The organism is Candidatus Pelagibacter sp. Uisw_106 (assembly GCF_047724975.1).
Classification (GTDB): domain Bacteria; phylum Pseudomonadota; class Alphaproteobacteria; order Pelagibacterales; family Pelagibacteraceae; genus Pelagibacter.
In genome coordinates this window covers 127,115-152,255 of record NZ_CP159819.1, presented here as the reverse complement: position 1 = coordinate 152,255, position 25,141 = coordinate 127,115, and the positions used below count along the sequence as shown (strand labels likewise).

The 25,141-nt window shown below is 25.6% G+C and carries 29 protein-coding genes; all 29 read right to left on the bottom strand.

Features of this window, described 5'->3' with window-relative positions:
• Nucleotides 1–41: 41 nt before the first annotated feature.
• Nucleotides 42–986: a TIGR04372 family glycosyltransferase gene (locus tag ABXT45_RS00785; protein ID WP_415313769.1), complete on the bottom strand. Its 945-nt coding sequence runs from the start codon at nt 984–986 to the stop codon at nt 42–44.
• A gap of 35 nt (nt 987–1,021) precedes the next feature.
• Nucleotides 1,022–1,225 carry a hypothetical protein gene (locus ABXT45_RS00780; protein WP_415313767.1) on the bottom strand — a complete coding sequence of 68 codons (204 nt, stop codon included), beginning with the start codon at nt 1,223–1,225 and terminating at the stop codon, nt 1,022–1,024.
• Nucleotides 1,226–1,229: 4 nt separating this feature from the next.
• Entirely contained in the window at nt 1,230–1,916 is a 687-nt protein-coding gene (locus tag ABXT45_RS00775) for a nucleotidyltransferase family protein (protein ID WP_415313766.1), read from the bottom strand.
• The gene (locus tag ABXT45_RS00770) at nt 1,917–3,353 is read right to left on the bottom strand and encodes a PfkB family carbohydrate kinase (RefSeq protein WP_415313765.1); all 1,437 of its coding nucleotides are present in this window, start codon (nt 3,351–3,353) and stop codon (nt 1,917–1,919) included. It lies immediately after the preceding gene.
• Nucleotides 3,350–3,880 (bottom strand): WbuC family cupin fold metalloprotein, encoded by a 531-nt coding sequence (locus ABXT45_RS00765; RefSeq protein ID WP_415313763.1) that lies wholly within the window; start codon nt 3,878–3,880, stop codon nt 3,350–3,352. Before ABXT45_RS00765 ends, ABXT45_RS00770 begins: the two co-directional genes overlap by 4 nt.
• Nucleotides 3,880–4,539 carry a class I SAM-dependent methyltransferase gene (locus tag ABXT45_RS00760; protein ID WP_415313762.1) on the bottom strand — a complete coding sequence of 220 codons (660 nt, stop codon included), beginning with the start codon at nt 4,537–4,539 and terminating at the stop codon, nt 3,880–3,882. Before ABXT45_RS00760 ends, ABXT45_RS00765 begins: the two co-directional genes overlap by 1 nt.
• Nucleotide 4,540: 1 nt before the next feature.
• Entirely contained in the window at nt 4,541–5,908 is a 1,368-nt protein-coding gene (locus ABXT45_RS00755) for a PQQ-dependent sugar dehydrogenase (RefSeq protein WP_415313761.1), read from the bottom strand.
• Complete coding sequence (locus ABXT45_RS00750; RefSeq protein ID WP_415313759.1) at nt 5,905–7,002, bottom strand: aminotransferase class I/II-fold pyridoxal phosphate-dependent enzyme; 1,098 nt, start codon at nt 7,000–7,002, stop codon at nt 5,905–5,907. The genes ABXT45_RS00755 and ABXT45_RS00750 overlap by 4 nt, the downstream gene beginning before the upstream one ends.
• Entirely contained in the window at nt 6,999–7,898 is a 900-nt protein-coding gene (locus ABXT45_RS00745; RefSeq protein ID WP_415313757.1) for a methyltransferase domain-containing protein, read from the bottom strand. Before ABXT45_RS00745 ends, ABXT45_RS00750 begins: the two co-directional genes overlap by 4 nt.
• A 23-nt stretch (nt 7,899–7,921) precedes the next feature.
• A complete protein-coding gene (locus ABXT45_RS00740; protein ID WP_415313756.1) occupies nt 7,922–8,236 on the bottom strand; it encodes a class I SAM-dependent methyltransferase in 315 nt (104 codons plus the stop codon).
• Nucleotides 8,220–9,338, bottom strand: coding sequence for a DegT/DnrJ/EryC1/StrS family aminotransferase (locus tag ABXT45_RS00735; RefSeq protein WP_415313755.1), 1,119 nt, complete (start codon nt 9,336–9,338; stop codon nt 8,220–8,222). The genes ABXT45_RS00740 and ABXT45_RS00735 overlap by 17 nt, the downstream gene beginning before the upstream one ends.
• A gap of 6 nt (nt 9,339–9,344) precedes the next feature.
• A complete protein-coding gene (locus ABXT45_RS00730) occupies nt 9,345–9,797 on the bottom strand; it encodes a WbuC family cupin fold metalloprotein (RefSeq protein ID WP_415313754.1) in 453 nt (150 codons plus the stop codon).
• On the bottom strand, nt 9,794–10,687 hold the full coding sequence (locus ABXT45_RS00725; protein ID WP_415313753.1) for a sugar nucleotide-binding protein: 894 nt from the start codon (nt 10,685–10,687) through the stop codon (nt 9,794–9,796). The genes ABXT45_RS00730 and ABXT45_RS00725 overlap by 4 nt, the downstream gene beginning before the upstream one ends.
• 3 nt (nt 10,688–10,690) lie before the next feature.
• Nucleotides 10,691–11,068 carry an LIC12192 family sporadic carbohydrate cluster protein gene (locus ABXT45_RS00720; RefSeq protein ID WP_415313751.1) on the bottom strand — a complete coding sequence of 126 codons (378 nt, stop codon included), beginning with the start codon at nt 11,066–11,068 and terminating at the stop codon, nt 10,691–10,693.
• A 6-nt stretch (nt 11,069–11,074) separates the two neighbouring features.
• Nucleotides 11,075–11,863 (bottom strand): sporadic carbohydrate cluster 2OG-Fe(II) oxygenase, encoded by a 789-nt coding sequence (locus ABXT45_RS00715; RefSeq protein WP_415314430.1) that lies wholly within the window; start codon nt 11,861–11,863, stop codon nt 11,075–11,077.
• The gene (locus ABXT45_RS00710; protein WP_415313749.1) at nt 11,863–12,786 is read right to left on the bottom strand and encodes a transketolase family protein; all 924 of its coding nucleotides are present in this window, start codon (nt 12,784–12,786) and stop codon (nt 11,863–11,865) included. Before ABXT45_RS00710 ends, ABXT45_RS00715 begins: the two co-directional genes overlap by 1 nt.
• Nucleotides 12,787–12,791: 5 nt before the next feature.
• The gene (locus tag ABXT45_RS00705; RefSeq protein ID WP_415313747.1) at nt 12,792–13,622 is read right to left on the bottom strand and encodes a transketolase; all 831 of its coding nucleotides are present in this window, start codon (nt 13,620–13,622) and stop codon (nt 12,792–12,794) included.
• A 4-nt stretch (nt 13,623–13,626) separates the two neighbouring features.
• Nucleotides 13,627–14,727, bottom strand: coding sequence for a DegT/DnrJ/EryC1/StrS family aminotransferase (locus ABXT45_RS00700; protein ID WP_415313745.1), 1,101 nt, complete (start codon nt 14,725–14,727; stop codon nt 13,627–13,629).
• Complete coding sequence (locus ABXT45_RS00695; RefSeq protein WP_415313744.1) at nt 14,724–15,827, bottom strand: DegT/DnrJ/EryC1/StrS family aminotransferase; 1,104 nt, start codon at nt 15,825–15,827, stop codon at nt 14,724–14,726. Before ABXT45_RS00695 ends, ABXT45_RS00700 begins: the two co-directional genes overlap by 4 nt.
• 4 nt (nt 15,828–15,831) lie before the next feature.
• On the bottom strand, nt 15,832–16,812 hold the full coding sequence (locus ABXT45_RS00690; RefSeq protein ID WP_415313742.1) for an NAD-dependent epimerase/dehydratase family protein: 981 nt from the start codon (nt 16,810–16,812) through the stop codon (nt 15,832–15,834).
• A 70-nt stretch (nt 16,813–16,882) separates the two neighbouring features.
• On the bottom strand, nt 16,883–17,863 hold the full coding sequence (locus ABXT45_RS00685) for an NAD-dependent epimerase/dehydratase family protein (RefSeq protein ID WP_415313740.1): 981 nt from the start codon (nt 17,861–17,863) through the stop codon (nt 16,883–16,885).
• Nucleotides 17,860–18,225 (bottom strand): phosphoheptose isomerase, encoded by a 366-nt coding sequence (locus ABXT45_RS00680; protein WP_415313738.1) that lies wholly within the window; start codon nt 18,223–18,225, stop codon nt 17,860–17,862. Before ABXT45_RS00680 ends, ABXT45_RS00685 begins: the two co-directional genes overlap by 4 nt.
• Nucleotides 18,215–19,564 (bottom strand): aminotransferase class III-fold pyridoxal phosphate-dependent enzyme, encoded by a 1,350-nt coding sequence (locus tag ABXT45_RS00675; protein WP_415313736.1) that lies wholly within the window; start codon nt 19,562–19,564, stop codon nt 18,215–18,217. The genes ABXT45_RS00680 and ABXT45_RS00675 overlap by 11 nt, the downstream gene beginning before the upstream one ends.
• A complete protein-coding gene (locus ABXT45_RS00670) occupies nt 19,557–20,774 on the bottom strand; it encodes a hypothetical protein (protein WP_415313734.1) in 1,218 nt (405 codons plus the stop codon). The genes ABXT45_RS00675 and ABXT45_RS00670 overlap by 8 nt, the downstream gene beginning before the upstream one ends.
• Nucleotides 20,746–21,693: a polysaccharide deacetylase family protein gene (locus ABXT45_RS00665; RefSeq protein WP_415313733.1), complete on the bottom strand. Its 948-nt coding sequence runs from the start codon at nt 21,691–21,693 to the stop codon at nt 20,746–20,748. Before ABXT45_RS00665 ends, ABXT45_RS00670 begins: the two co-directional genes overlap by 29 nt.
• Nucleotides 21,690–22,487, bottom strand: a complete 798-nt coding sequence (locus ABXT45_RS00660; RefSeq protein WP_415313732.1) for a formyltransferase family protein — start codon at nt 22,485–22,487, stop codon at nt 21,690–21,692. Before ABXT45_RS00660 ends, ABXT45_RS00665 begins: the two co-directional genes overlap by 4 nt.
• Complete coding sequence (gene hisH, locus ABXT45_RS00655) at nt 22,484–23,119, bottom strand: imidazole glycerol phosphate synthase subunit HisH (protein ID WP_415313731.1); 636 nt, start codon at nt 23,117–23,119, stop codon at nt 22,484–22,486. The genes ABXT45_RS00660 and hisH overlap by 4 nt, the downstream gene beginning before the upstream one ends.
• Complete coding sequence (gene hisF / locus ABXT45_RS00650; RefSeq protein WP_415313730.1) at nt 23,112–23,849, bottom strand: imidazole glycerol phosphate synthase subunit HisF; 738 nt, start codon at nt 23,847–23,849, stop codon at nt 23,112–23,114. Before hisF ends, hisH begins: the two co-directional genes overlap by 8 nt.
• Nucleotides 23,850–25,061 (bottom strand): N-acetyl sugar amidotransferase, encoded by a 1,212-nt coding sequence (locus ABXT45_RS00645; RefSeq protein WP_415313728.1) that lies wholly within the window; start codon nt 25,059–25,061, stop codon nt 23,850–23,852.
• Nucleotides 25,062–25,141: the final 80 nt, after the last annotated feature.

The following is a 25,141-nucleotide window of genomic DNA, read 5'->3' as shown; positions in this document are numbered from 1 at the left end:
ATAAGAAATATTCTAATATTTTTTCTTTTTTTAATTAAAAACTAATCATAAAAATTTTTTCTTAAATAATCTTCCCCAAAATCAGATAAAAGTTTTCCATGTTTAAATTTATCTTTACTTAGATTTTGAATTTTATTCTTTATAAGTTTTTGAAGATCTAAATTATCCTTAGTTAAAATAAATTCATTATTTAATCTTGCAATCATCTCCTTAGTAACGATTAAAATTTCATTTGAAGAATTTTCAACGACCTGTAAGCCATTTTTAAGATAAAAATCAGTATCTAGCCCATTATAAAATTTTTGATAAAATATATCCTGTATAGATAGTTTTTTACTATCATAAAGATGCTTACAAATAGTTAAATCCTTTTTGCAAAAAGAGTGATAATTTATGATTGGTAAAAGATTTACAAAAAGTATAGGTTTTCTAAATATTCTTGGTAATGCATCAAAACCTGAGCCTGTAGATATGCAAAATTGACAATTTTCAGCTAGCAAAACATCAATATAATCCTCTCTATTAAGAGTGTAAGATCTATCAAAATAGTTTTTATGATTTATGTCGAGAAAATTTTCTTTCTTCACACCAACTCTAAAAACCTTATAATTTAAATCTAAAAGATAATTTATGGTTTCTTTGAAGTTTTCAATCTTACAATCTCTATAATTATGATGGTTTAAATTATGATGCTTTGGATCATAAATAGTTTTTAAATATGCACCATCTCTAACATTAACACATACTATCTTGTCATCATCTTTTAAATTGAATTTCTGTAATAATTTTTTTTTGTCATTTTTTGATATTGAGATTTTAGGAGAATAATTTTCATACAAACTATGTAAATCCCTATCTGTGTTAGAAATATAGTTACAACTAAATATTTTTTTTAATGGACTAGATCTTATGATTAGATCTAGAGCTCTTAATAGCGAATATGGTAAGATATTTAATTCTTTTTCCCATAATTTTTTTAAATACATATTAGATATTTCTTTTCTACCTAAATAAAATAAGTCTAAAGATTTGATCTTAAATTTTTTTTTTTTAATATATATAATTCTGTATTTGCAGCAAAATGTCCCAATCGATTTGAATGAAGAAATCCAATTTTAATTGGAAATATATTTTTAAAAAGAATCATAATTAATAAGAAAAGAATTGATGGTACAAAAGTAATTATAATTATTGGTTCTAAAAATATTATTTTAATGTACTTCATAAATTTAAATATATTTCTTATAAATCTGTACCGTGCCTATATCATCAAATTTTTTTTTTGAGTGAAAGACGTTAGCTTTATTAATGTAATGAGGAATAATATCATTTGAAAAATCAAAAGCAGTACTATGTTTTTTTTTATAATTAACAATAAATTTTTTGTTTAAAACATAAATTGCTGAATTGGCAAAATATCCATGAAATGTTTTTTTTTTTTCATAATACGCAATCATAGAATTTTTCTTATTTTTTTTTATTATTCCACATTGGCTTGGATATTTTGTTTTAAATGACATGAGTGTTAAATCTTTATTTTTTGAATATTTATTATGAAAATTTATAAAATTTTCTATTGGTTCAAGTGAGTAATTATCACCATGTAATAAAATAATCTTTTCTTCTTTTAAAAAATATTTAATATTTCGATATAGTGATCCAGCTGTTCCATATAATTTTGTTTCTTTTATTAATCTAATTTTTTTTTTATATGTAGATTTATTAATATGACCTTCCAGTTTATCACTAAGATAAAAAGTATTAATATATATTTTTTTAATACCTGCGTTTAATAGTTTATCTACCCAGATGTCTAATAAAGGAACACCTTTAATTTTAATTAAACATTTTGGTATGTTTTTTGTATACGGTCTTAATCTTTTACCAATTCCAGCAGCAAGTATAAATGCCTTCATTTAATCTTTAATTTCTTTTACTAGATCACTATATAAAATTGGAATATTACCATATTTTGTTATTGCTATACTTGATGCAATCGAACCAAGGTATGAAGCTTCCCATATGCTTGAATTAGAAGCTAAGCTTAAGGACGCAATTGTAAGCATCGCATCGCCTGCTCCTGATACATCAATAATTTTATTTTTATTAATTGCAGGTAATCTATCTACTTTAGAAAATTTACTATTTGAAAACTTAGAAACAATTAAACCTTCAGAACCTAACTTTAAAATTGTATTTTTTGATTTAGATTTCAACATTATCTTTTTTATTAAATTTTCAATACCTATTTCATTATCTAGAATACATAATCTGGCTTCTTTTTCTGTTGGTGTAATTAGATTCATACTTTGGAATCTAGAAATATCACCATCTTGAGAGGAAGATTGGCTATCCGCTGACATCATAATATTTTTTTTTTTACATAAATCAAAAATTCTATCAATTAATTTCTTAGGTAGGCAGCCATAATTAAAATCAGAAAAGATTACTAAATCTAATTTATTACTTATTTTTTTAAAATCATTATAAAGTTTATCTTGAAGTGAAATGTCAATTTGGGATGAGTCCAAATAACTAACTCTTAGTAAGCTTTTTTGTTCATCTCTAAATCTTACCTTAACAGTTGTAGGTCTAGTATTATCAACTAATATATTATTAAAGATTTTTCTTTTTTTTAACTCGCTATTTGCAAATTTATTTATTTTATCTTTTCCCATTACAGAAAAAAAATATACGTTATTGCACAATTTTTTTGCATAAGATGCTACTGCTCCAGCCCCACCTAAAAAAGTTTTTTTATCATTAAACTTAACTACTATTACGGACTCTTCTCGTGACATTCCCAATGGTTCACAGTAATTATATTCATCGATTATAAGGTCTCCAATTACACATACATTTAATTTTTTAAAGTTTGAAATTAATTTTTTAAGATTACTTTTTTTAATTGAATTTCTTAAAAAATAATCAGATATGATCTGATTACTTTCATTTGTGTTATCTATCTCTTTTGAAATTAAATCAGAAGATGAAAAAATTACATTATCTTTACTAAATACTATTTTTGCTTTAACTTTTTTTAGAACATCTTCTTCTAAATTTTTTTGTTTTTTGTACTCTTTGCCCTTTAATATTATGTCTGGCTTCAATTTTAAAATTAGCTTATTGATATTTTTTTTTTCAATATAAAGATTGTCTATTAAGGATATATTTTTTAAAGCATCAAATCTAAGTTTTTCGTTTATATAAGCGTCAGATTTTGCAAGGTTATCTGATTTTATTGCTACTGTTAAGTTGTTACCTATTTTTTTTGCAAATTTAAATAATCTAATGTGTCCAGGGTGAACTATGTTAAAATTACCTGATATAAAAACATTTATTTTTTTTTTCATATAATCAATGAGTATAAAAAAGATTTAAATTTAATTTTTTCTTTTTCACTTGATGGAGACCAAGATGGTATTAATTGTTTTTTTCGGGGATCAAAAGGACCCGATCTCGTTTCAAAAAAAATAGCTTTTGAGCTTAATGGAATAAATGTATGGTAAATTTTTTCTTTAACCTTAAAAAATTCACCTTTTTTTATTACTGTTTTTGTAGTTATTTTTCCAAATTTATTAAATATAAAACATCCCATTTTTCCATCAATGCACATTATGGTGTCTCCACATTTTGTGTGCATGTGAGGTTTATAAAAATTATTTTTATTTTGAAGTACTACCATGTCGTGGTGAAGGCTTTTATTACTTTCATGCAGGCAAACTCGAACATCAGAATTATCATTCTTTTTCGAAAAATTTTTTAGAAATTCGATGATTTTATCATCAATTTTTTGGTAAGGATTTTTAAGATAAAATGACTTAGATTTACTTTTTTTATCTTCATATAGGATATATTTTTTTGAGAGTTTGATTTTCATTATTTAAAATAAATAAATTCAAAATCACCTTTATAATCTAAAAATTTATATAAATTTATCCATTCTTTTTTAGACAAGAATGTTTGACATGTTAATGCCCAACACTGAAGGTTAAATTGCTCTGTATCGTTTCTGAACGATTCTACCATAATATATTTTCTTTTAGCAATTCTATTTATTTCTTTAATTGTTTTATATAAATCACTTAATTCAAAATTATGTAATGTTCCTAGTGATAAAACTAAATCAAATTGATTATTTTTGAAACTAAACTTATTCCTAATATCTTTAACTTTTAAATATTTTTTAATCTCTTTTTTTGAATTTATAATTGCGTATTTAGAATAATCATAACCTAATATATTAATTTTAGGTAAAATTTTTTTTATTTCAAATAACAAATAACCTTTTCCACAGCCTAAATCTAAAATACTAGATCTATTAGTTAATTTGTAATCTTTAATTATTTTCTTTGCGATTGGTGTCCATCTTCCAGGAATAAACTTATATCCACCATACCCATACATTCTATTTCCATCCCAATAATCATAGCTATACTTTTTTGCTACTTTCATGCATTGAATTTTGTTATTAATCATTCTTTCCACATAATTTCTTTTTGTGGAATTGTGCACCTTGCTAATAAAAAATTTTTCCATTTTATTTTTTGTATAATATTCCTAAATTAGCTTGCTTGCTTTCTAATGCTAAAAAAAATAGTTTTTTTGTGCTTGAATAAGATATATCTCTAATTCTTTTTCCAACATTAATTTTTTCAATAGTTTTAACCTTTGTAAATTTATTGTCAAACTCAACCCTATATAACGATTTATTTCTTAGCGATGTTATAAAATAATTATTTTGCCATTTACTTGAAAAATTGTCATTTATTTCAATTATTCTTGAGATACCTATTGATGGAACAAATGAATATATAGGTTCTTCAAAACCATTTTTCTCGTGGTTTTTTTTATAAAAATAAATATCATTCGCTTTAGTTACATAAGGTTCGCCAGCAGAAACAATTGGCCAGCCATAATTTTTATTTTCTATAATCTTGTTTATTTCATCTCCTCCTCTGGGTCCGTGTTCTGTAGATAAGATATAACCCTCTTTATTCTTAATTAAGCCTAGAGGATTTCTGTGACCTATTGAAATTATTTTTTTTTCCTTTGTTATGAGATCAATTGAAAAGATAGAAGCAAATTTGTTTGTTTTAAGAAAATTTCCATCAATTTCATTTGATTTAAATTTTTCAAATTTATTATCAAAAATAGTACCTGTAATTAAAATTGTATTATTGATAGTGTCAATTTCTAGGGCTCCACCTACAGGTGACATTTTATTATCACAATATTTATCTACTTTATTTTTGTTATTATTTAGTGGGTTTGCATAAAATTCTGAAAAATCTAAATATCTCAAACTTACAATGGCACTATAAATACTAATATTGTTAGTATGACATCCTTTTTCATCTTTAGTTGCTTGAGAAACAAATAATTGATTTTCAAATACTAGAATATCCAAAATTTCACCAGATGGTAGATTTGTCTCCACTTCACGTAAATTAAAATTAGCACTTAATAAATTATCTATTTTTTCATAAAAAAAATTACCCTCCTTGTTGGTAATTATTAAATCATTTTTATAAACATCAATATAAAAAGGAACTGCGTATGAACCATATCTCTCAAAAATAATATCTCCTTTCAAATCAAGTGGAATCTCTTGATAATTTAAGTCTAAAAATTGAGTCTTAGGAAAAAATTTTTCATTTTCAAAATTTGTTAAGTTTTCTAATTTAGAAATTCGAATATATAATTCATTATTGTTATTTTCTAATTCTTGATTTTCTTTAACGAGATTGGGAAAGTAAAAGAAATTTTTTTTTAAAAATATTTTAATTTCTAGTGGAACATAAGATTTAATTTGTTGTGCAATATTTGAATTAGAAAACAAAAAAAAAGTTGAAGTTATTAAAAATATAATCAAAGTAACAGAAACAAAAAAAAATTTTGATTTCATTTTATTTTAGCTTCAAACTCTTTGAGGGTTCTAATAACTTTATTAATTTTTTCCATTTTTAAATCTGGACCACTTGGTAAAAACAAGCCATTATTTGAAAAATAAATAGAATTTCTAAAATTTCCTTTTGTTTTGTTATATTTAGCCTCAGACATACTTGGATAAAATGGTCTAGTCTGAATATTCTTTTTTTTAAGATAGTCAAATAATTTTTTTCTATATTTTGTTACGACATCTATATAAAGCGGTACTTCATCTATTTTAAGATTGATAGGTATAATTTTAATATGAGCTAAATTTTTAATTTCATTAAAATATTTATTATAAATTCTTTGTAACTTTTTCTTTTTTTCATTAATTTTAATCAATTCTCCAATTCCAAGGCATGCCTGGATATCTGTAAATTTAAAATTAAATGCAACATTAGACCATTTTTCACGATTATTTTCTAATTTTACACCATGAGATCTATTAAGAATAAGTTTTTTATACAAACTTCTACTTTTTGTTGCAATAAAACCACCTTGACCACTAGAAACAATTTTAGCCACAGAAAAAGAAAAGAAGCTAGCTAAGGAATTACGGCCTAAACCAAAATTTTTATTCTTTGTTCCAAATACTTGTGAGCTATCTTCAATTATTATTATATTTCTTTTTTTTGCTATCTTCATAACTTGATTTATATTTACTAGTCTGCCCCCCAAATGAACAGCTACTATAACTTTTGTTTTTTTTGTAATCTTTTTAGTTAATGCCTGGAGATTAATTACAGGTCTCTCATCTTCGACATCCACTAATTTAATTTTCAGTCCTAATATTTTAGGAGCATGAAGGTCTGAAATCCATGTTCTATCTGGTATAATAATTTCATCACCTTTTTTTAAGTTTAGAGTAATTAATAATAATAAAAATGCTGAGCTTCCACTATTTGTGCAAACGGCATAAGGTAAACCTACTGTTTTTGATAATTTCTTTTCAAATTCAAGTGTCAATTTTCCTTGGCTAATTAATCGATTTTTAAGAGCATAGCTCAATTTTCTGATTATGTACTTTGCATTAAAATCTATGTTCCATAAATCAACTTTATCAATCATAAAGTAATTATTTTAAATTTTGGACAAGGAATAATAACCTTTATTTTATTCTTCCTTTTTAATTTTTTTATTTTTTTTAAAATCATATCAGAAAATCTCCAAGCTAAAATTATAATATATTCAATTTTGGGTTTAGATATTTCTGTACTCTTATAAACTTTTAATTCTGACCCTGGTAGGAATCTATTTAATTTAACTTTATTATCGTCCACAAGTATATCTATAAATTTTTTGATATTAAAATGATATAAAAGCGTTGTACAAGAAATAGACGCACCATAACCAATTACTAAGTTGTTTTTTTTTAATTTTAAATTTAAAAAATAATTATGTGTTTTATTTGCTAAGTTATCTATTTCTTTTTGAAACTCTTTAAACTTATTTTCACTATATAATCCGTATTTTATTTCTTTTTTAATCAAACTGTTAATAACATTTGAAATTTTTTTTTGATTTTTGTGCGCCACATAACATCTTATGGATCCCCCTTTTGTATTTATTAAATCAACATTATAAAGGACTAGATCATGTCTACTAAAAAATTTCTTTAATGGCTTAATAGAAAATGAACTTAAATGCTCATGATAAATAAAATCAAAAACTTTATTTTTCATAAGCTTATATAAATAATATGTTTCAAAAATATAAGTACCATCTTTTTTTAACATAGCTTTGATATTTACTATCCATTCGTTGATGTCATCTACATTTGCAAAAACATTATTTGAAATAATTAAATCAAATTTACCTTCATTTTTAATTATTTTATTTGATAACTTTCTATTTAAAAAATCATTATAAGTTTTTATATTATTTTTGTTTGCAAGATCGCTTATTTTTTTTGCTGGCTCTATTCCACAAACAACATTATTTCTTTTTTTAAACTCTTTTAGCAAAACTCCGTCATTGCTACCAATATCTAAAATTTTGCTTTTTTTTTTATATTTAATTTTTTAGAAACTTTACGTGCAAAATCTATAAAGTGCTCAGTTAATCCAGGTGAATCTTGTGTTTTATATATATAATTTGAATATAATATTTTAGGGCTAATAACATGAAGAAGCTGTGTCAGTCCGCAGCTTTTACATAAATAAACTTCTATCGGATACTTTTCATGATTATGGGCATACATTCTGTAATCATCGCCAATCGGTGAGTCGTTATATTTTAATATTTTTTTTAAATTATAACTTTTACAGGCTCTACAGTTATTTTTTTTAATTATTTTTTTCATAAAATTTTTTTATCTGATCGATTACAAAAAAAACTTGCTTCACACTCATCTTTTCATGACATGGTAGAATTAAATTTCTCTTTAAAATATTCCTTGCATTGGTTAGATTATTTTTTTTAGATAAATGTTTATAAGCAGGGGCATCTGGTATGAGCGGTTTATTAAAAATTTTTGTTTCTATGTTTTTTTTATTAAGGTAATCTCTTAATCTATCTCTATTTTCAGCTAAAATAGGAAAAACATATCTCGCATGTTTCTTATTTTTACTTATTTTTTGTAATACAATATAGTTTGGCAAATTTTCCTCATAGATTTTTGATAATTTTTCAATACGTGCATATTTTTTGTCAAAATTTTTTAGTGATTCTAATAGTAGTGAAGCATTAATATTATCAATTTTATGATTTAAAGATATTTCATAACAAAGATTCATGTTGGTCTTTTTTTTATCAAATACAGTTCCTGCATGTCTCAATTTTAGAATTTTAGAATATATTTTTTTTGAGCTTGTGGTTATAAAGCCTGCCTCACCATAACCTGCCAAAGGTTTCATTGGATTTAAGCTAAAAGATGACACATCAGAAAAATTTCCTGAAAAATCATTATTCAATTTTGCACCAAATGATTGGGCTGCATCTTCAACAACTTTTAAATTATTTTTTTTAGCAATCTTATTAATTTTTATCATGTCACACATTAATCCTGAATAATGCATAGCCAAAATTACTGACGTTTTTTTAGTTATTTTTTTTTCAATTAAATTTGCATTCATATTTAAAGAGTCGTCTATATCTACAAATACAGGTACCGCACCACATTCCATTATTGCATTAGATGTTATTATCCATGATAAAGGAGTCGTTATAACTTCATCTCCACGTTTAACACCTGCTGCTTTTAACGCTAAATACAAAGCACTAGATCCTGAACTTAAACAAACGCAATATTTTGAATTATTTTTTTTTGCTAACAGTTTTTCTAATCTAAATACCTCTGGACCAATAAAAAAATTTCCTTTATCAAGAAATGAAGAAAATCTTTTAATCAAACTTTGTTTAATTTTTTTATCTGTTATTTTAAGGTCAAAAAACTTAACTTTCATAATTAACTAATTATTATTTTTTAATTTAACATCTTTTGACTTAATAAAGGGTCCTGCAAAAGTTTCGTGATAAATACAAAACTCAGAAGTTGCTGAAGGCTTGTGCCATGAATTTCCTTTTGACATTCTATAATAAAAAGGTTTTCCAGAATTTACTGATCCCATTTGAACAACTTTTTTTACTTTTCCTGATTTGTCATAAATTTCTAGTTGCATTTTACCCTCTATTATAAAATAAGATTCACTTTTATTGGATGGATGTTGATGAGCTGGAACGTCACTTGATTTGTGAAGGGCAATAATCATTTCCTGTACTTGGGCTTTTGAGGATGTGTGAAGTAGTATTCTTGATCTTTTATTTTTTGCTTTTTTAGCTTTTTTTTTCAATACACTAATCAAATTTTTATCATAAAAACATATAGTTTTTTTGTTCTGAATAATATTTGGTTTTATTTTCATTTAAAATATTTTTTATCAATTAATTTTACTTTTTCTTTTATTATTTTTTCAGGTTTTGTATACTTAATATTTAATACTTCACTTGTAAAAGTTCCATCTAAATTATTTTTTGCGGCTCTTTTTTCTCCATAATCTATATCTTTGAACTTACATTTTTTATAAGACATATGTTTTGAATTTAAGCTTGATTTAATTATTATATTAGCAAAATTAATTCTTGATATTACATGGCTAGAAACAACATGTAGTATTTTTGGCACTTTTACTAACTTAATTATTTTATAAATTGCTCTACAGAAATCTACTTGATGGGTAATTGTAAATAAATTATCTTCAGCCATTTTGGCATCGCTTTTCATTAATGTTAAATAACAATCCTTAATCATACAACTATACTCATCTGACATTTCTATATTTCGACCAGTTCTAATTATGTGATAGTTTGCGTATTTTGTATCTTTTAGATAATTTTCAATATTAAATTTAAGTTTACCATAAAAATTTACAGGATTAGTTTTGCTATTTTCATTATAGAATCCTTTTTTTCCATTAAATATTTCTGCTGATGAAAAATAAAAAAATTTAATCTTTTTTTTTATTAATTTAAAAAGAAATTTTTTAGTTAAAACAATATTTAATTTCTCAGATTTTTTTTTATTTTTTCTTATCCATGAGACATCTGTATAAGATGAAAGAAAAAAAATTAAATCATTTTTGTTAATTTTATTAAGTAATTTATTTTCAGATTCTGTATTTCCAAGGGAAAAATGAATTAAATTTGGTTTTTTGTTTTTATTATAAGTACCTATTACATTTAATTTTTTTTTTTTTAAAAATCTATATAAGTTAAAACCTATTGCACCTGATGATCCAATTATAAATATTTTCATATTTTAAATGGATTGTTTGATGGCCCATATATCATCTATTTTTTGCAGAGATGTAGTATCTCTCACTACAATATTTTCAATTGCAAAGTGAAAGCTTTTTTTTGATTTAATCACCTTTAACATAAATTTTTTTCTTACATCAGGGTCTGTCGGCATTTGAAAAAGGCTGTAGGCTAAGATCCCGTCATAATTTTTTAAATTTAAAAGTAAATTATTTAAATGGATAAATGAATTATCCATACAGTATTCAACAGAACTCAAATCAAAATTATAATTATTTTTTTTGCAGTAATCCCTTAAAAATAAATTTTGAACACCTTGTGGAACTCTTTCACCCATAAATGGTCTGCTAAAAACATATCCTTTAAGTTTATTTCCCATAAAAAATTAAATTTTTGGATATTTGTAGATCATTCCTATTTTTGATGCTGGCTTGAGAGTTATGGGTTCAAAAAACTCTCCTATTTTCTTATCACCATAAGGAGCAAAAATACTTTTAAACCTGCAATTAAAAGACCATCTCGTTTCATTTTCTTTGTTAATAACATTACCGTGGGGTAAGTTTTGATTAAAAATTAACATTTGCCCATATTTAATATCTATCCAATGAACATGTTTTTTAATTTTCGAAAATAATGCATCAGTTGAAACTTTCTTTTTTATCTTTTCATTTACTACTCTCATTTTATTTGGGGGGATTATGTACATAGTTTTAGTTTTGTAACAATCAACTAATGGCAACCATACAACTGTTTCAAACGGTGAGTCTCCAGACCATGTATCCGAGTGAAGTGGTAGTAAAGATGAGCTATCTTTTGGAAGTTGAATGCTCAAATTAATTTTTTGCTGCATTGCCAACTCATTTCCAACAATTTTATCAAGATATTCTTTAGCTAAACTGTAATAAATTTTCCTAAAATTACTTTTTGAATTTAAATGATTAATTAAATTTAATCTAAAATTATTGAGATTGTTTTTCTTAATGAATTTATGAGCATTATTAAGCACTTCGTCATCAGAATTTATCTTTTTACTGTCTCCAATATATTTTTTTAAAAAAATTGATACATTTTTTTTTAAAAGATCTAATTTTTTTTTATCCTTAACATCAAAAATAGTGAAGCCTTTTCTTAAATATTCATTTGAAATTTTTTTTTCCTGAATAGTTTGAAACATCATTTTTCTTTTAAAAACTTTATCATTGTACTTGATAACTTAGTAGAGCTCAAACCAGAATAGGACAATAATTCATCTTGAGAACCATATTTGTTTATAAATTTATCTTCTAATCCAATAATTTTGATTTTTGTTTTATGATTTATTTCTGAAGCTGATTCTAGAATTGAAGAACCAAATCCTCCTGCTTTTACATTTTCTTCTATAGTAATAATTTTTTTGGCTTTTTGAAGGATTTTTTTTAATGATGATTTATCTAAAGGTTTAATTGTAGAAAAATGCATAACACCACAATTAATGTTATATTTTTTTTTCAATATATCTGCCGCTTCAATTGCAATATGACTGGTTATACCAGTTGTAAGAAAATAATAATCTTTTGATTTTTTTAATTCAATTGCTTTACCAATTTTAGGGTTAAATTTAGAGGTAATTATATTTTCTCCTCCTCTTGCTATTCTCACATAAAGAGGGCCTTTAACTTTAACAGATTGTTTCATTAAATGTTTCATTTCATGTGCATCACAAGGAGAGATAATTGTTAAATTTGGAAGGGCCCTCATTATAGTAATATCTTCTATTGCTTGATGTGTTGGTCCTAACGGAGCATAAACTAATCCCGCACCATTACCAATTAGCGTGACTGGTAAATTATGCACACATAAATCAACAACTACTTGCTCAAAACACCTTCTAGTAATAAATGTTGCTATTGTATTCACATATGGTCTTAAACCTTCCAATGCAAAACCTGCAGCTAAACCAACTATAGATTGCTCTGCAACACCTTCCATAAAAAATCTTTCTGGGTACATACTTTTAAAATTATCAAGCACTCCTGGACCAAGATCAGACCCTATAAAGACAATTTTTTTATTTTTTTTTGCGATATCAAAAATAGTGTTTAAACAAGTTTGTCTCATAGTTATTACTTTCCTAAACAATTGTTAATAAGTAAAATTTCTTCTTTTGTAAAAAAATTTTTATGATGCCATCTTGGATTATTTTCTGCAAATGGAAAACCTTTACCTTTAATTGTGTGACATATTAAGGCTGTGGGTTTATTTTTATTTTTTTTAATTCTTTTAAAATAATTATATAATTTACTGACATTGTGACCATTTAATTCTGCAACGTTGTAACCAAATGATTTTAACTTGTCTTTTAAAGGTTCTAAATCCAAAACCTCTTTTGTTCGTCCGTAAGACTGGATTTTATTGTAATCTATTATTACATGTAAATTTTCAAGCTTATGCTTTGAGGCAATCATGGATGTTTCCCAAAAAGAACCTTCATTTATTTCTCCATCGCCAACTATCACATAAATTTTGTGTTTTTGTTTTTTCAATTTTGCTGCCATAGCCATACCTGCACCAATTGCTGGTCCATGACCTAACGCCCCTGTTGACGCCTCAACTCCAGGAACTTTACCATATTCTGGATGGCCACCTAAAATAGAGTTAAATCTACTAGCCGTTGTAAGTGTTTTTTTATTAAAGAATTTTTTATCAGCTAATAAAGCATATAGCGCCAAACACCCATGTCCTTTGCTTAATATCATTCTATCTCTATTTTCATCTTTTGGTTTTTTTGGATTAAAATTTAAGATTTTATCATAAAGCACTCTCAATATTTCAATCAATGACATTGCTGAACCCATATGCCCCCTACCACCACCAAATAAACAGTCAACCACAAGTGATCTTAAAAAAAGTGACCTTTTATCTAATTTGATTTTTTGCTCTGGTCTATTTTTCATAATTTTATGAATAAAATTTATTAATCAAACTACATATATAGAGTATTTCTTTTTTATTTAAATATTGATTTACTGGTAAAGTTAATATCCTTTTTGATTGACTTACAGTATTCGGTAAAAAAGCTTTATTATATCCGAACTTCTTTGAAGCATCTTGCAAATGTATAGGCATAGGATAATGAATTGCTGTTTCTACTCCATTTTTTTTTAAATATTTCTTAAGTTCATCTCTATTAGATACTTGAATAACAAAAGTGTGATATGTATTAAATTCATTTTTTTTTTCAATGGGGAAAAAAAATTTCTTTAAATCTAAATTTTTGAGATAAATTTCAACATTTCTACGTCTTATTTTAATAATTTTACTAAGACTTTTAAGTCTATAATTTAAAACTGCAGCTTGTAAGTTGTCCATCCTTGATACAAATCCAAAACTTTTAACGTTATCTCTGCTTTCCTCCATTCCATGAGATCTTAAGCTTTTTACCTTGTCAAAAATATCTTTTCTATTAGTCGTTAGATAACCTGAATCCCCAACTGCATTTAAATTTTTTAAAGGGTGAGCAGAAAAACAACCCACATCACCCCACGCACCTGACATTTTTTTTTTATATTTAGACATTATTGATTGAGCACAATCTTCAACTACTGGAATATTATATTTTTTGGATATACTCATAATTTTATCCATTGAACACATTCTGCCAGTTAAATGAACTGGCATGATTACTTTAGTTTTTTTTGTTATTTTTTTTTCTATTTGGTTTTCATCAATACTTTGATCATTTTTAACATCAACAAATACTGGCTTAGCACCGAGATGTGTAATTACTGCTGTAGATGCAATAAAAGAATTTGATGGAGTTATTACCTCATCCCCTCTTCTAACGCCAAGAAGATGGAGGGCTAACGTTAAAGCATCTGTGCCACTGTTTAATGCTACGCAGTATTTAGTATTACAAATTTTAGCAATATTTTTTTCAAATTTTTCTATCTCATCTCCTCCAACCCATGACCCTTTTTTTAAGGCATTGTCAATAATATGTAATAAATTATTTTTTTCTTGCTGGTATTGTCTTTTGATATTTACATATGGAATGTTCATTTTTTTTTATAGAACTCTTTTACACATTTCACAATATAGTCCATCTGTTTTTTTGATAAATGTTGATCACAAGGAAAGCTAATAATTGATTTTGCGTGCCTGTCTGTAACTGGAAAATTCCCAATCTTGTGGTTTAAAAATTTCATTGCTGGTTGTCTATACATTGGAATTGGATAATGTATTTTTGCTTCAATGCCTTTTTTTAAACAATACTTTAAAAGTTTGTCTCTGTTTTCTGCGAATACAATATATAAATGATAAACAATTTTATAATTTTTTAATCTTGGCGGAATAGATATTTCTTTTATATCTTTAAGCTTTTTATCAAAATAATTTGCATTTTTAATTCTCTTGTTTGCAATTGATTTTGCACTTGGTATTAGCCAATTTCCAACCACTGCCTGTAAAGTATCTAATCTCGAGTTATAACCAGAAATTTTTACATTATCTCTATCTACAAGGCCATGATTTCTTAATAATTTTAAATGTTCATAATGTTTTTTGTTGCTAGTTACAATTATTCCTCCATCAGACCAAACATTTATATTTTTAAGAGGGTGTAAAGAAAAAGCACCAAAATCGCTCCAAGTTCCAGAATTTTTTTTATTAATAGAGGCTAATATAGATTGACACGCATCTTCTACCACGGGAATTCTATATTTTTTTGAAATCTTGTTCAATTTTACCATATTTGTCATGTAGCCTGTGAAATGAACTGGAACTATTGCTTTAGTTTTTTTTGTAATCTTTTTTTCTATTAAACTTGTGTCCATGCAAAAACTATCATCACAATCTACAAAAATAGGTTTAGCACCTAATTCACAAATAGCTCCAACAGTTGCCACAAATGTATTTGCAGCAGTAATTATTTCATCTCCAGGCTTAATTCCAATAACTTTAAGACTTAATTTAATTGCATCAGTACCAGAATTAACACCAACAGCATATTTTGTGCCTATTAGTTTAGCAAATTTTTTTTCAAACTTTGTAAGTTCTTTACCTAAGGTAAAATCACCTGTTTTGACAAAATTTTTTAAATTTTTCCAAAGATCATCACAATTTGAAAATTGTTGACTTAAATATGAGTATCTAACTTTCAATTTTTTACTTTAAGTTAATATTGTTCATTCTTTTAATATTATAATAATATTCGTTATCAAATGTATTGGTTAATAATTTTTTTTCAAAAGCATTTTGTAAATCTAACACAGCATCTCTAACTGTATATTTGGTGGAAAAACCTAAAATATTTTTTATTTTTTCAGAACTAACGTGATATGAACGATTATCATCTGATTTTGTATTGACAATTTTAACATCTTCTCCAATAACCTTTTTTACATCTGAGGCCAATTCATTGACAGTTTGGTTTCTAAAACCAACATTAAATATCTCACCATTAACTATGTTTGGCTCAGCATCTATAACTGCTAAATAAGAGTCAATCATATCTGTAATATGAACATTTGGTCTTAACTGATCACCACCAAATACTTTTATTTCTCTATTATAAAATGCATGATTTGTTAAAATATTTACTACCAAATCTAATCTTTGTCTTTTAGCATACCCACATACTGTAGAAGGTCGTATGGTTGTTGTTATAAAGTTGTCTGATTTATAGCTATTTAAAATTTTTTCACAGTCTCCTTTAAATTTAGAATAATCTGTAAGGGGCTCAAGCTTCATATCTTCAGTAACATTTTTTTCTTTTTTAATTCCATAAACAGAAGAAGACGAAGCATAAATAAATCTATTTACATCATTTTTTAAACTAACTTTTACTAGGGGTTCAAAAGCGTCTAAATTAATTGATTTTCCAAGGCTTGGATTTAACTCAAAACTTGGGTCATTTGAAATACATGCTAAATGAAGAACTATTTCATTACCTGGTATATTCTTTTCTAATAATTCGGTATTTCTTATATCACCTTTGATTGTTTTCAAATTTTCATGGACTGGCAAAATGTTTTCGCCATATATCATTAAATCCAGAACAGTAACAAAATAACCTAATTCAAGTAGTTTAGGTACTAATTGAGAGCCAACGTATCCAGCACCACCAGTTATAAATATTTTTTTCATTATCAGCTACCGAGGTATATTAATTTAATTATTTACACAACTATTTATAACTAATTAATAATTAATAAAATTATTTTAGATACTTAAACCAAGTTTTTGTAGATTCATTAATCTTAGATTTTGTCCAAATAGGAGCATTTTTCCATAAGTTGATATTTTTTAACATAATCATAATACCCTCTGAAATTCCAATTCTATAAGTCCAATTTAATAGTTTTTTTGATTTAGAGGTAGATGAATGTGTTTTATCAGGCTCACCAGGTCTTTTTTTAATAAATTCAAACTTAGATTTTAATTTTTTTACTATATCAATTACTGATGTTGGTTTGCCAGTTCCAATATTGATCACTTCATTTTTTCTTATTGAAATAGCAGCCATATAAAAAGCTTCCGCTATATCTGTTACATATGTAAAATCTCGTGATTGCTTGCCATTTCCAACTACCGTTAACGGTTTATTATTTAGTTTTTGTGCTAAAAAAACACCAAACATTGCACCATAGGCACCTGTAGTTCTGGCTCTAAGACCGTAAACATTAAACAATCTTAATGATATATAATTCAATTTATATACTTTAGACCAGTGGATAATCAACTCTTCACCCATATATTTAGTCATAGCATAGGGATATTCTGGATCAATTTTTGCTTTTTCTGTGGTTGGGTATTCTTTTGCAATTCCATAAGAGGACGAAGAGGCTGCATATATAATTTTTTTTACTTTATGTGCTCTACAAGCTTCAAGAACATTTAATGTTCCTGCTACGTTAGTATCAAAATACTTTTTTGGCTGTTCTATACTTGGTACAATATCTGCTTTTGCAGCTAAGTGAAAAACATATTTTACGTTCTTAAAATATTGATCAAAATTTTTATTATCAGAGATGTCTTTTTTAATAACTTTAATTCTGCCTATAACATTTTTTAAATTTTTTAATTGACCAGTTGAAAAATCATCAATTACTATAACTGAATAATTTTTTTTAACTAATTTTTCAACTAGGTGACTTCCAATAAATCCTGCTCCACCTGTAACTATACATTTTTTCATTTATCTTCCTTTAGTTTCTTATTAAGATCTTTAATCCAACCTTTGTTGTAACCTAGGGATTTATCATCAATAAATAAATCAAAACTTGGCTTGCCCATATACAGCATGTGAAATTTTAATCTCCACTTTTTTAATTGATTAAAGGTTTTTTTATAATATTTTTTTTTTATTAATGAAATATTTTCTTTATATGTGCCCATGTACCTAGCTGTAAAAATTTTAATTATATATCCATTGTCGTATAAAGTGTTTATATATTTAATTGTATTTTTCTTAGGTATAGAAATTTTATAATAATTTTTTTTTGTAACACAAATCACTTGATCAATGTCAAAACAAAGAGTTTTAATTTTATTTTTCATCTGTAAGTCTACTAAAATCTATTTGTTTTACTGGTCCTTCTAATTTTTTTTCTAAATTATTCATTTTATTAAGTTTTGCTATTTCATAAAAAACTTCAAAACATGCCTTTTTATATTTTTGAATATATTTATCTGAATGCATATAATTTGCATAACATTTATCACTAGCTAAGATATTTTTTTTTAACATCTCTTGAATAAAATAAGTAATACAAGCAGGCCAATTCTTTACATTTAACTTAAATGTAGCTAAAGGATCTATACCAGATATTTTTATATCAAGATTGGAATACTTTGCTGCTTCAGACCAAATTGATTTAATTTTTTTTCCTTTTTTAATTAAAATTTTTTCCAATCCTAACCTCTCATACTTTTTTATAAAAGCTACGGCACAAGCAGGACCTATTTTTTCGGTCCAAAAAACACTGCTAATAAAAGTTTTTGTAATATTCTTCATAATCTTTTTTTTTCCAATAATTGCACCCATTGCCGCACCATTAGCTATTGTTTTTCCAAAGACTGCGATATCAGGATTAATATTAAAGCTTAAGTGCGAACCTCCATTATTTATTCGCCACCCACTTGTGATTTCATCAAATATTAATACACAATTATTTTTAGTTGCAATTGATCTTAATGATTTAAGAAACTCTTTATCTGGCAAAGTATCTCTACATGGCTCCAATACAATCGCAGCTGAATTTTTTGCATTTTTTTTAACTATCTTTTCTAAATCCTCATAATTATTAAACCGAAATGGGATTGTTAAATTTTTCATATTATTTGGCACACCAAGTGGGTCCAATCCTCTTAACAGATGCGTAGATAAAATTTTTTTGTTTTTTAAATTTGCAGAGAGATACCAATCATGCCAACCATGATATCCACAAAAAAGTATTTTATCTCTTTTGTTGTAAGCTCTGGACAATCGAATAGCCACCGACATGCTTTCTCCTCCAGTTCTACAATATTTAACATTTTCAGCCCATGAGTGTTGTTTTAAAAGTAGCTCTGCTAATTCTATATCTTCTGGGCAATTCAACGTGTTGCTAACTCCTGATTTGATCGCATCAATTCCTGCTTTATTAACGTCAGGGTCTGAATAACCCAATACGGATGTACCAACACCAACCATTGTAAAATCTATGAATTTTTGATTATTAATTCCCCAAACATTAACTCCTTTTGACTTAGAATAGTATGTGGGCCAATTTCCACCTGGAAGATATAACTCAGGTCTTTTTCCAAATAACTGGGACAATCCAGGCAATAAACTTTTAGCATAAAATTGCAGTTTTTTTGGGTTTTTTTTTAATTTATTATAACAAAATTTATGCATATTTTTTAATAAACTCTTCGAATGGATAATTTTCTTCAAAACTTTTGCTGTAAAGATATTTTTTTATAAAGCTGTTATATTTTACTTTATCAATAATATCATATTCAGATGGTAATTGTATTTTATTTTCAAAGTCCACAACATAAGTACCTAAATCTTTAGCTCTTTGATATAGCATGGGGCCCCAAGGAGAGATGTCCATATTGTAATTTGTATAAAAAAATATTGGTTTATAATCTAATACTGCAAATGAAATAGCAGTACTAAAGGATCCAATAATAAATTGACAGTTTTTAACTAGATTTACTGTATCATGATAAACAACTTTTCTTCCAGAAAAAAGATCATCATAACCATCGATAACCTGACCTCTTCTATGACCAGAAATAACTACTGGCAAATTATATTTTTCTTCAAATTTTTTAAAAACAATTTCATGAAATTTTTTAAATTCAGGAAAGGAGAATAATGGATCTAAATTTTCTTGAAACTGCTTTTCTGGCTCATCGACTAAAAGAGTATCAATAAATAAAATATATTTTTTTTGATTAACAATTTTTTTTGTATTTTCTTTGTAAATATAATAATCATTTGATCCAATATGAATTATATCTTTAGTTCTTTTATCAAAGATTTTTAGTACTTCAGTTCCAGCTAGTAAAGCAATATCAGGCTTTAAATTTTGAGTCTCATATCTAAACTTTTTAAAGATTTTAATAAAAAAAGATTTTAGATAATGAACTTGTCTTTTCTTAATAATTTTAGATGAAATATTTGCTGGTAAAATATTTTTATTTTGATCAACTTTCTTTCTTAGATAGTATTTTAATCTTTTTAAAACTAAAAAAAATCTTGTAATATAGCTTGAACTTAGATGTCCATTTCTTATTAGAGCATATTTTAGATTTAACTTTCTTGCTATTGATTGTATTTTTTCACTGAAATCATTATTTGTTAAATCAAAGATATAATCTGAATTTGATTTCTTAATAATTCCCTCTAACTCTTTATATTCTTTACACAAATAATATTTATATGAAGTGTCGGTCTGAGAATAATATAAATCTAATTCTTTATTGTTTAAATTCCAAATCCAACTTTTACATATAACAAATTCAATATTAAAAAAGTTTTTAAGATATATCGCACCAGAAGCTCTTATACAGTGTTGATCTAGTTTATCAGCTAAAATAATTAGAATTTTTTTCATTAATCTCAAAAACCTTTCCAAATTTAAACTCATTGCAATCAAATCGTGGGACTAGTAATTTATTTGATCTCTTAGACCAATCTTTTGACTCGACATTAAATGACCACTCTATTTCTTGCTCTAGTATATCAAAAGTTTTTTGATTAAATACTTTGGGGCCACCATAAGGATAACAAAAATATTTAATTTTTTTTTTTATAAGTTGTGACAATATTTTAGTTGTATTATTAATATCTTTTTTTTGCTGATCATAAGTTAACGTAGATAGCACTCTATGATGGTAGCTATGTCCTCCAATTTTCATACCAAGCTTATCTAATTCTAAAATATCATTGGAATTCATGTAATAGTTTTTAAAAATTTTTTTTTGATTTTTTTTACTAATACAGTGGTTAAATATATTGTTAACAATAGTTTTATTTTTTTGATCAATATTATTTAAAAAAGTTTTAAGGAAAATTTTTTTATCTTCTTCTTTTGTATTTTTTGCTTTTCCTAAAAATTTTTTTTGTTTTTCAAAAAAAGAAAAGATGTTTTTTTGATTAAACTTTATCTTAAATTTTTTAAAGATATCAAGTATTTCAGATGAATTAAGTTTTCCAAATATTAAATGAATTTTATGGATGGGTAGAAATTCTTTTTTTTCAATTGGCAAGCCTGAAATAAAAAATAATGCAGAAATATTTTTTTTATTAAGAAATTTTGCAATTTCAAGATGTTCTTTTAGTCCATCATCAAAAGTCAGTAAATATTTGTTTTTATAATATTCTTTATTTAAATCGTCATTTAATTTTATGAACTCTTTATGCTTTGAAAAAAATTTAATTTGTTTTTGAAAATCTTTTAAATCTAAAAACTTAAAATATGGAAAGTTTTCATCAAAACTTCTTATATAATGATACATTATTACTTTACTCATAATTGACTAACAATAGGGTATTTTTTTTCCATTTTATTCTTTTTTTTAATATATTTATCAATTAATTTATTTTTTAAATTACTTGTAGCTAGCATTAAATTTTTCTGATTAAAATCTTTTTGTTTATAAATTCTAGTTTTAAATTCTGATTTTAAATTATAAAATTTTATTCTTTTTTTTGTAGTCAAAATTTTGCATAAATCAAATGCTGTTTTTTTTATTATCTTATTTCCTATAGTGTGAATATTATCTTCAGTATTAAAATCAGGGCGTAATTGATGTATAATTTTACCACCATCAATTTTTTTATCTATTTGCATAATTGTTGAACCACAAAATTGAAGCTGTTTATTTACAAAAGGAAAAAAATTTGTGCCCGCTCCTTTGTAATATGGTGATAAACCCAAATGAATATTAAAAAAATTAGGTCTGAATAAATTAATAAATTCTGCACTAATTATCGAACACCCGTATGATATTAAGAAATTTACTTTTTCTTTTTTAATAAGCTGAAAAATTTTGTTATCATTAATTTCTGATTTTTCTATTTGTATAAATTTATATTTTTTATTTTTCTTAACAAAACTTTGAAAAAAAAAATTTTCTACTTTATTTCTTAAATCTACATGCTTTTTTACTGTTTTGTATTTTTTGTATAATGGATTTTTTTTTAATTTATTATTTGACTCATGGATAACTAATCTTAAGTCAATATTAGGATAAGATGACATAAAACTTGCAAAAAATTTGTGCCTCAGCTCACTTCCTGTCAACAGTATTACTTTTACTTTCATAAATCCAAAAAATTTTTAATAATTTTTAAACCTTGCTCTCTGCTTTTTTCAGGATGAAATTGACATCCAAAAATATTATTAAAATTTACTACAGCTGGAAATCTAATATTTTGATATGATGAATTAAGTATTTTAACTTCTTTATTGCAATTTTTAAGAGCATAACTGTGCACGAAATAAAATTGACTGATTTTATCTATATTTTTTAAGATGCTTATATCTTTGATGTTTGCTTCTTCTTCAAGTTCTCTCCAGCCAATGTTTGGCAATTTTATATTTTGAGCTTTTTCAAATTGGTCTAGTTTAACAATATTTCCATCTATTAGATTCAGGCCCTTTGTGTTCTCAAACTCATCACTACTAGAAAATAGGAGTTGCATACCTAGGCATATTCCAAGTATGAATTTACCTTTTTTTTTAGCTAAATTTAAAGGTTCAATAAGATTTAAACTCTTAAGTTTTTGCATTGCTGAAGGAAATGCTCCTACACCTGGCAAGATTATATGTGATGACCTTTCAATTATACTGGGATCACTTGTTACTACAGAGTCTAATCCATGATAAGAAATAGAATTTTTAATACTTAATAAATTTCCAATTCCGCAGTCAATTATAACAATACTTTTATTCATCTAATTTTTTAATAAAATCTTTAATTTCTTTAATTGTAATCTTTTCATAGTGTAATGCTTTTGAAAGAGCGATTGCATCAATGTTTGCATACTTTTTAAGCTCTTTTATATGATCTAATTTTCCAAAACCACCACATGCAATAATTGGAATTTTTACAATCTTGGAAACCTTTTCAAAAAGCTCAACATCAAATCCTCCACAAATTCCATCTGCATCTATAGAAGTTAACAACAACTCTCCAAAATTATATTTTGTCATTTTTTTTACCCAATCCATAACATCCATACCAGTTTTATCTCTTCCAAAATTTTTGTAAGCTTCCCATGAATTTTTTGTTATTTTTTTAGCTTGTATTGATAATACAATACTTTGACTGCCGAATTTCTGAACTAACAAATTAGCTAATTTTTCATTACTGAAAAGTTCTGAATTTATAGCTAGCTTATCAGACCCACTTTTCATTAACAAATTAGCATCTACTTCAGATCTAATTCCTCCTGCAATAGTAATAGGAATAAAAATATCTTTTACTGCATTCTTCACCAGTTCTGTTAAGCTGTTTCTTCCATATAAGCTTGCTACACAATCTGAGTAAATTAATTCATCAGCACCATCTTCATAATATTTTTTTGCTATTTTATTAGGGTTTCCTACTACTCTTAGGCCTTCAAAATTTATACCCTTAATCACATTCTCATTTTTAATGTCGAGTCTTGGAATTACTCTCATCTAAATTATTGATTGTTTCAAAAACCATTCATTATTTTTCTTATCCCATAAATGTGGTGACCTCAAATCATCAATCTTTTTAAAGAAATCTTCTTCTGAAATATCAATATAATTTAAAAAATCTCTAAAATAAGTTTTTGGAAATTCACCATCAAATTTTTTAACCAAATTAACGCCTTCCTCCCTGGTAATTTTATTGTTCCTAATTTCTTGAGCAGCATCATAGGTTGCTCTTCCTATTCCAAATTTAATGAAAAGTGTATAAAAGTGAATAGGAACAATTTTATCATCAATTTCTGTATATTTTGAATACGTTCCATCAGATCTTTCTTTAGCGGGTTTAAAACCTGTGTTTTCACTAGCATAGTAAAAACATTCTTGTGGATCCCATTTTTCAAAATAACCAAGAAAAATCATTTGAATATTGCTTTCTATAACTTCTTTTTTTCGAAGAGGTAAATAAGTGCTGAATTCTTTAAAGTTAAATCTTTTATCATCAACAATATCCTTTATTGATTTGCCACCAAATTTGATTTCTTCGTAATTGTAATCATCATCAACACAAAAAAACTGATCATTCATATAATTTTTTAGATTATCTTCTAACTTATTTCCATATTCAGCTTGATTTTCTCCATAGATTATTAATGGGATATTCATCTTTTTAGCAATTTTTGGTCCAATAATTTTTTGTCCATGAATAAAGGGCTGAAATGGATGTCCCAAATTCATGAAAGAGCTTTTTGTTAAGTGTTTATGTAGATTGCCATTTGGAGTAATCAAAAGACTATCTATTCCACCTATTCTAGATAGGTTGTTAAAGTTATCAAACCCAACCTCAGTCCACATATTTGGTGCCCAAGTAACTGCTAGTGGATTCATTTTATATTTATACTTTAAAACATGAGCAGCAAACGAACTGTCCTTACCGCCACTGCTAGGAACAATGCAGTCATGCTCACCATTGTTTTTTCTGTATTTCTCTAAAAATCTAAAAAGTTGTTTTTCTCTTTTTTCCCAATCTATTTCAGTTTTTTGTTTGTTATATAAACAAGCATCACATACCCCATCTTGACCAATTATAATTCCAGATTTATTTTTTCCATCAGAATTTTTAAATTCGATTGTAGAAGAAGGTCTTTGATTGGATATTACACAAGATTTACAATAACTTACTTTTTCAGGTAAACCATACAAGGAAAAATTTTTCATTTTTATTTTGTTGGTAAATTAAAGATGGAGAATATATTTTTTTTAATCAACTTTGAACTGCATACAAAAACAGAAAATAA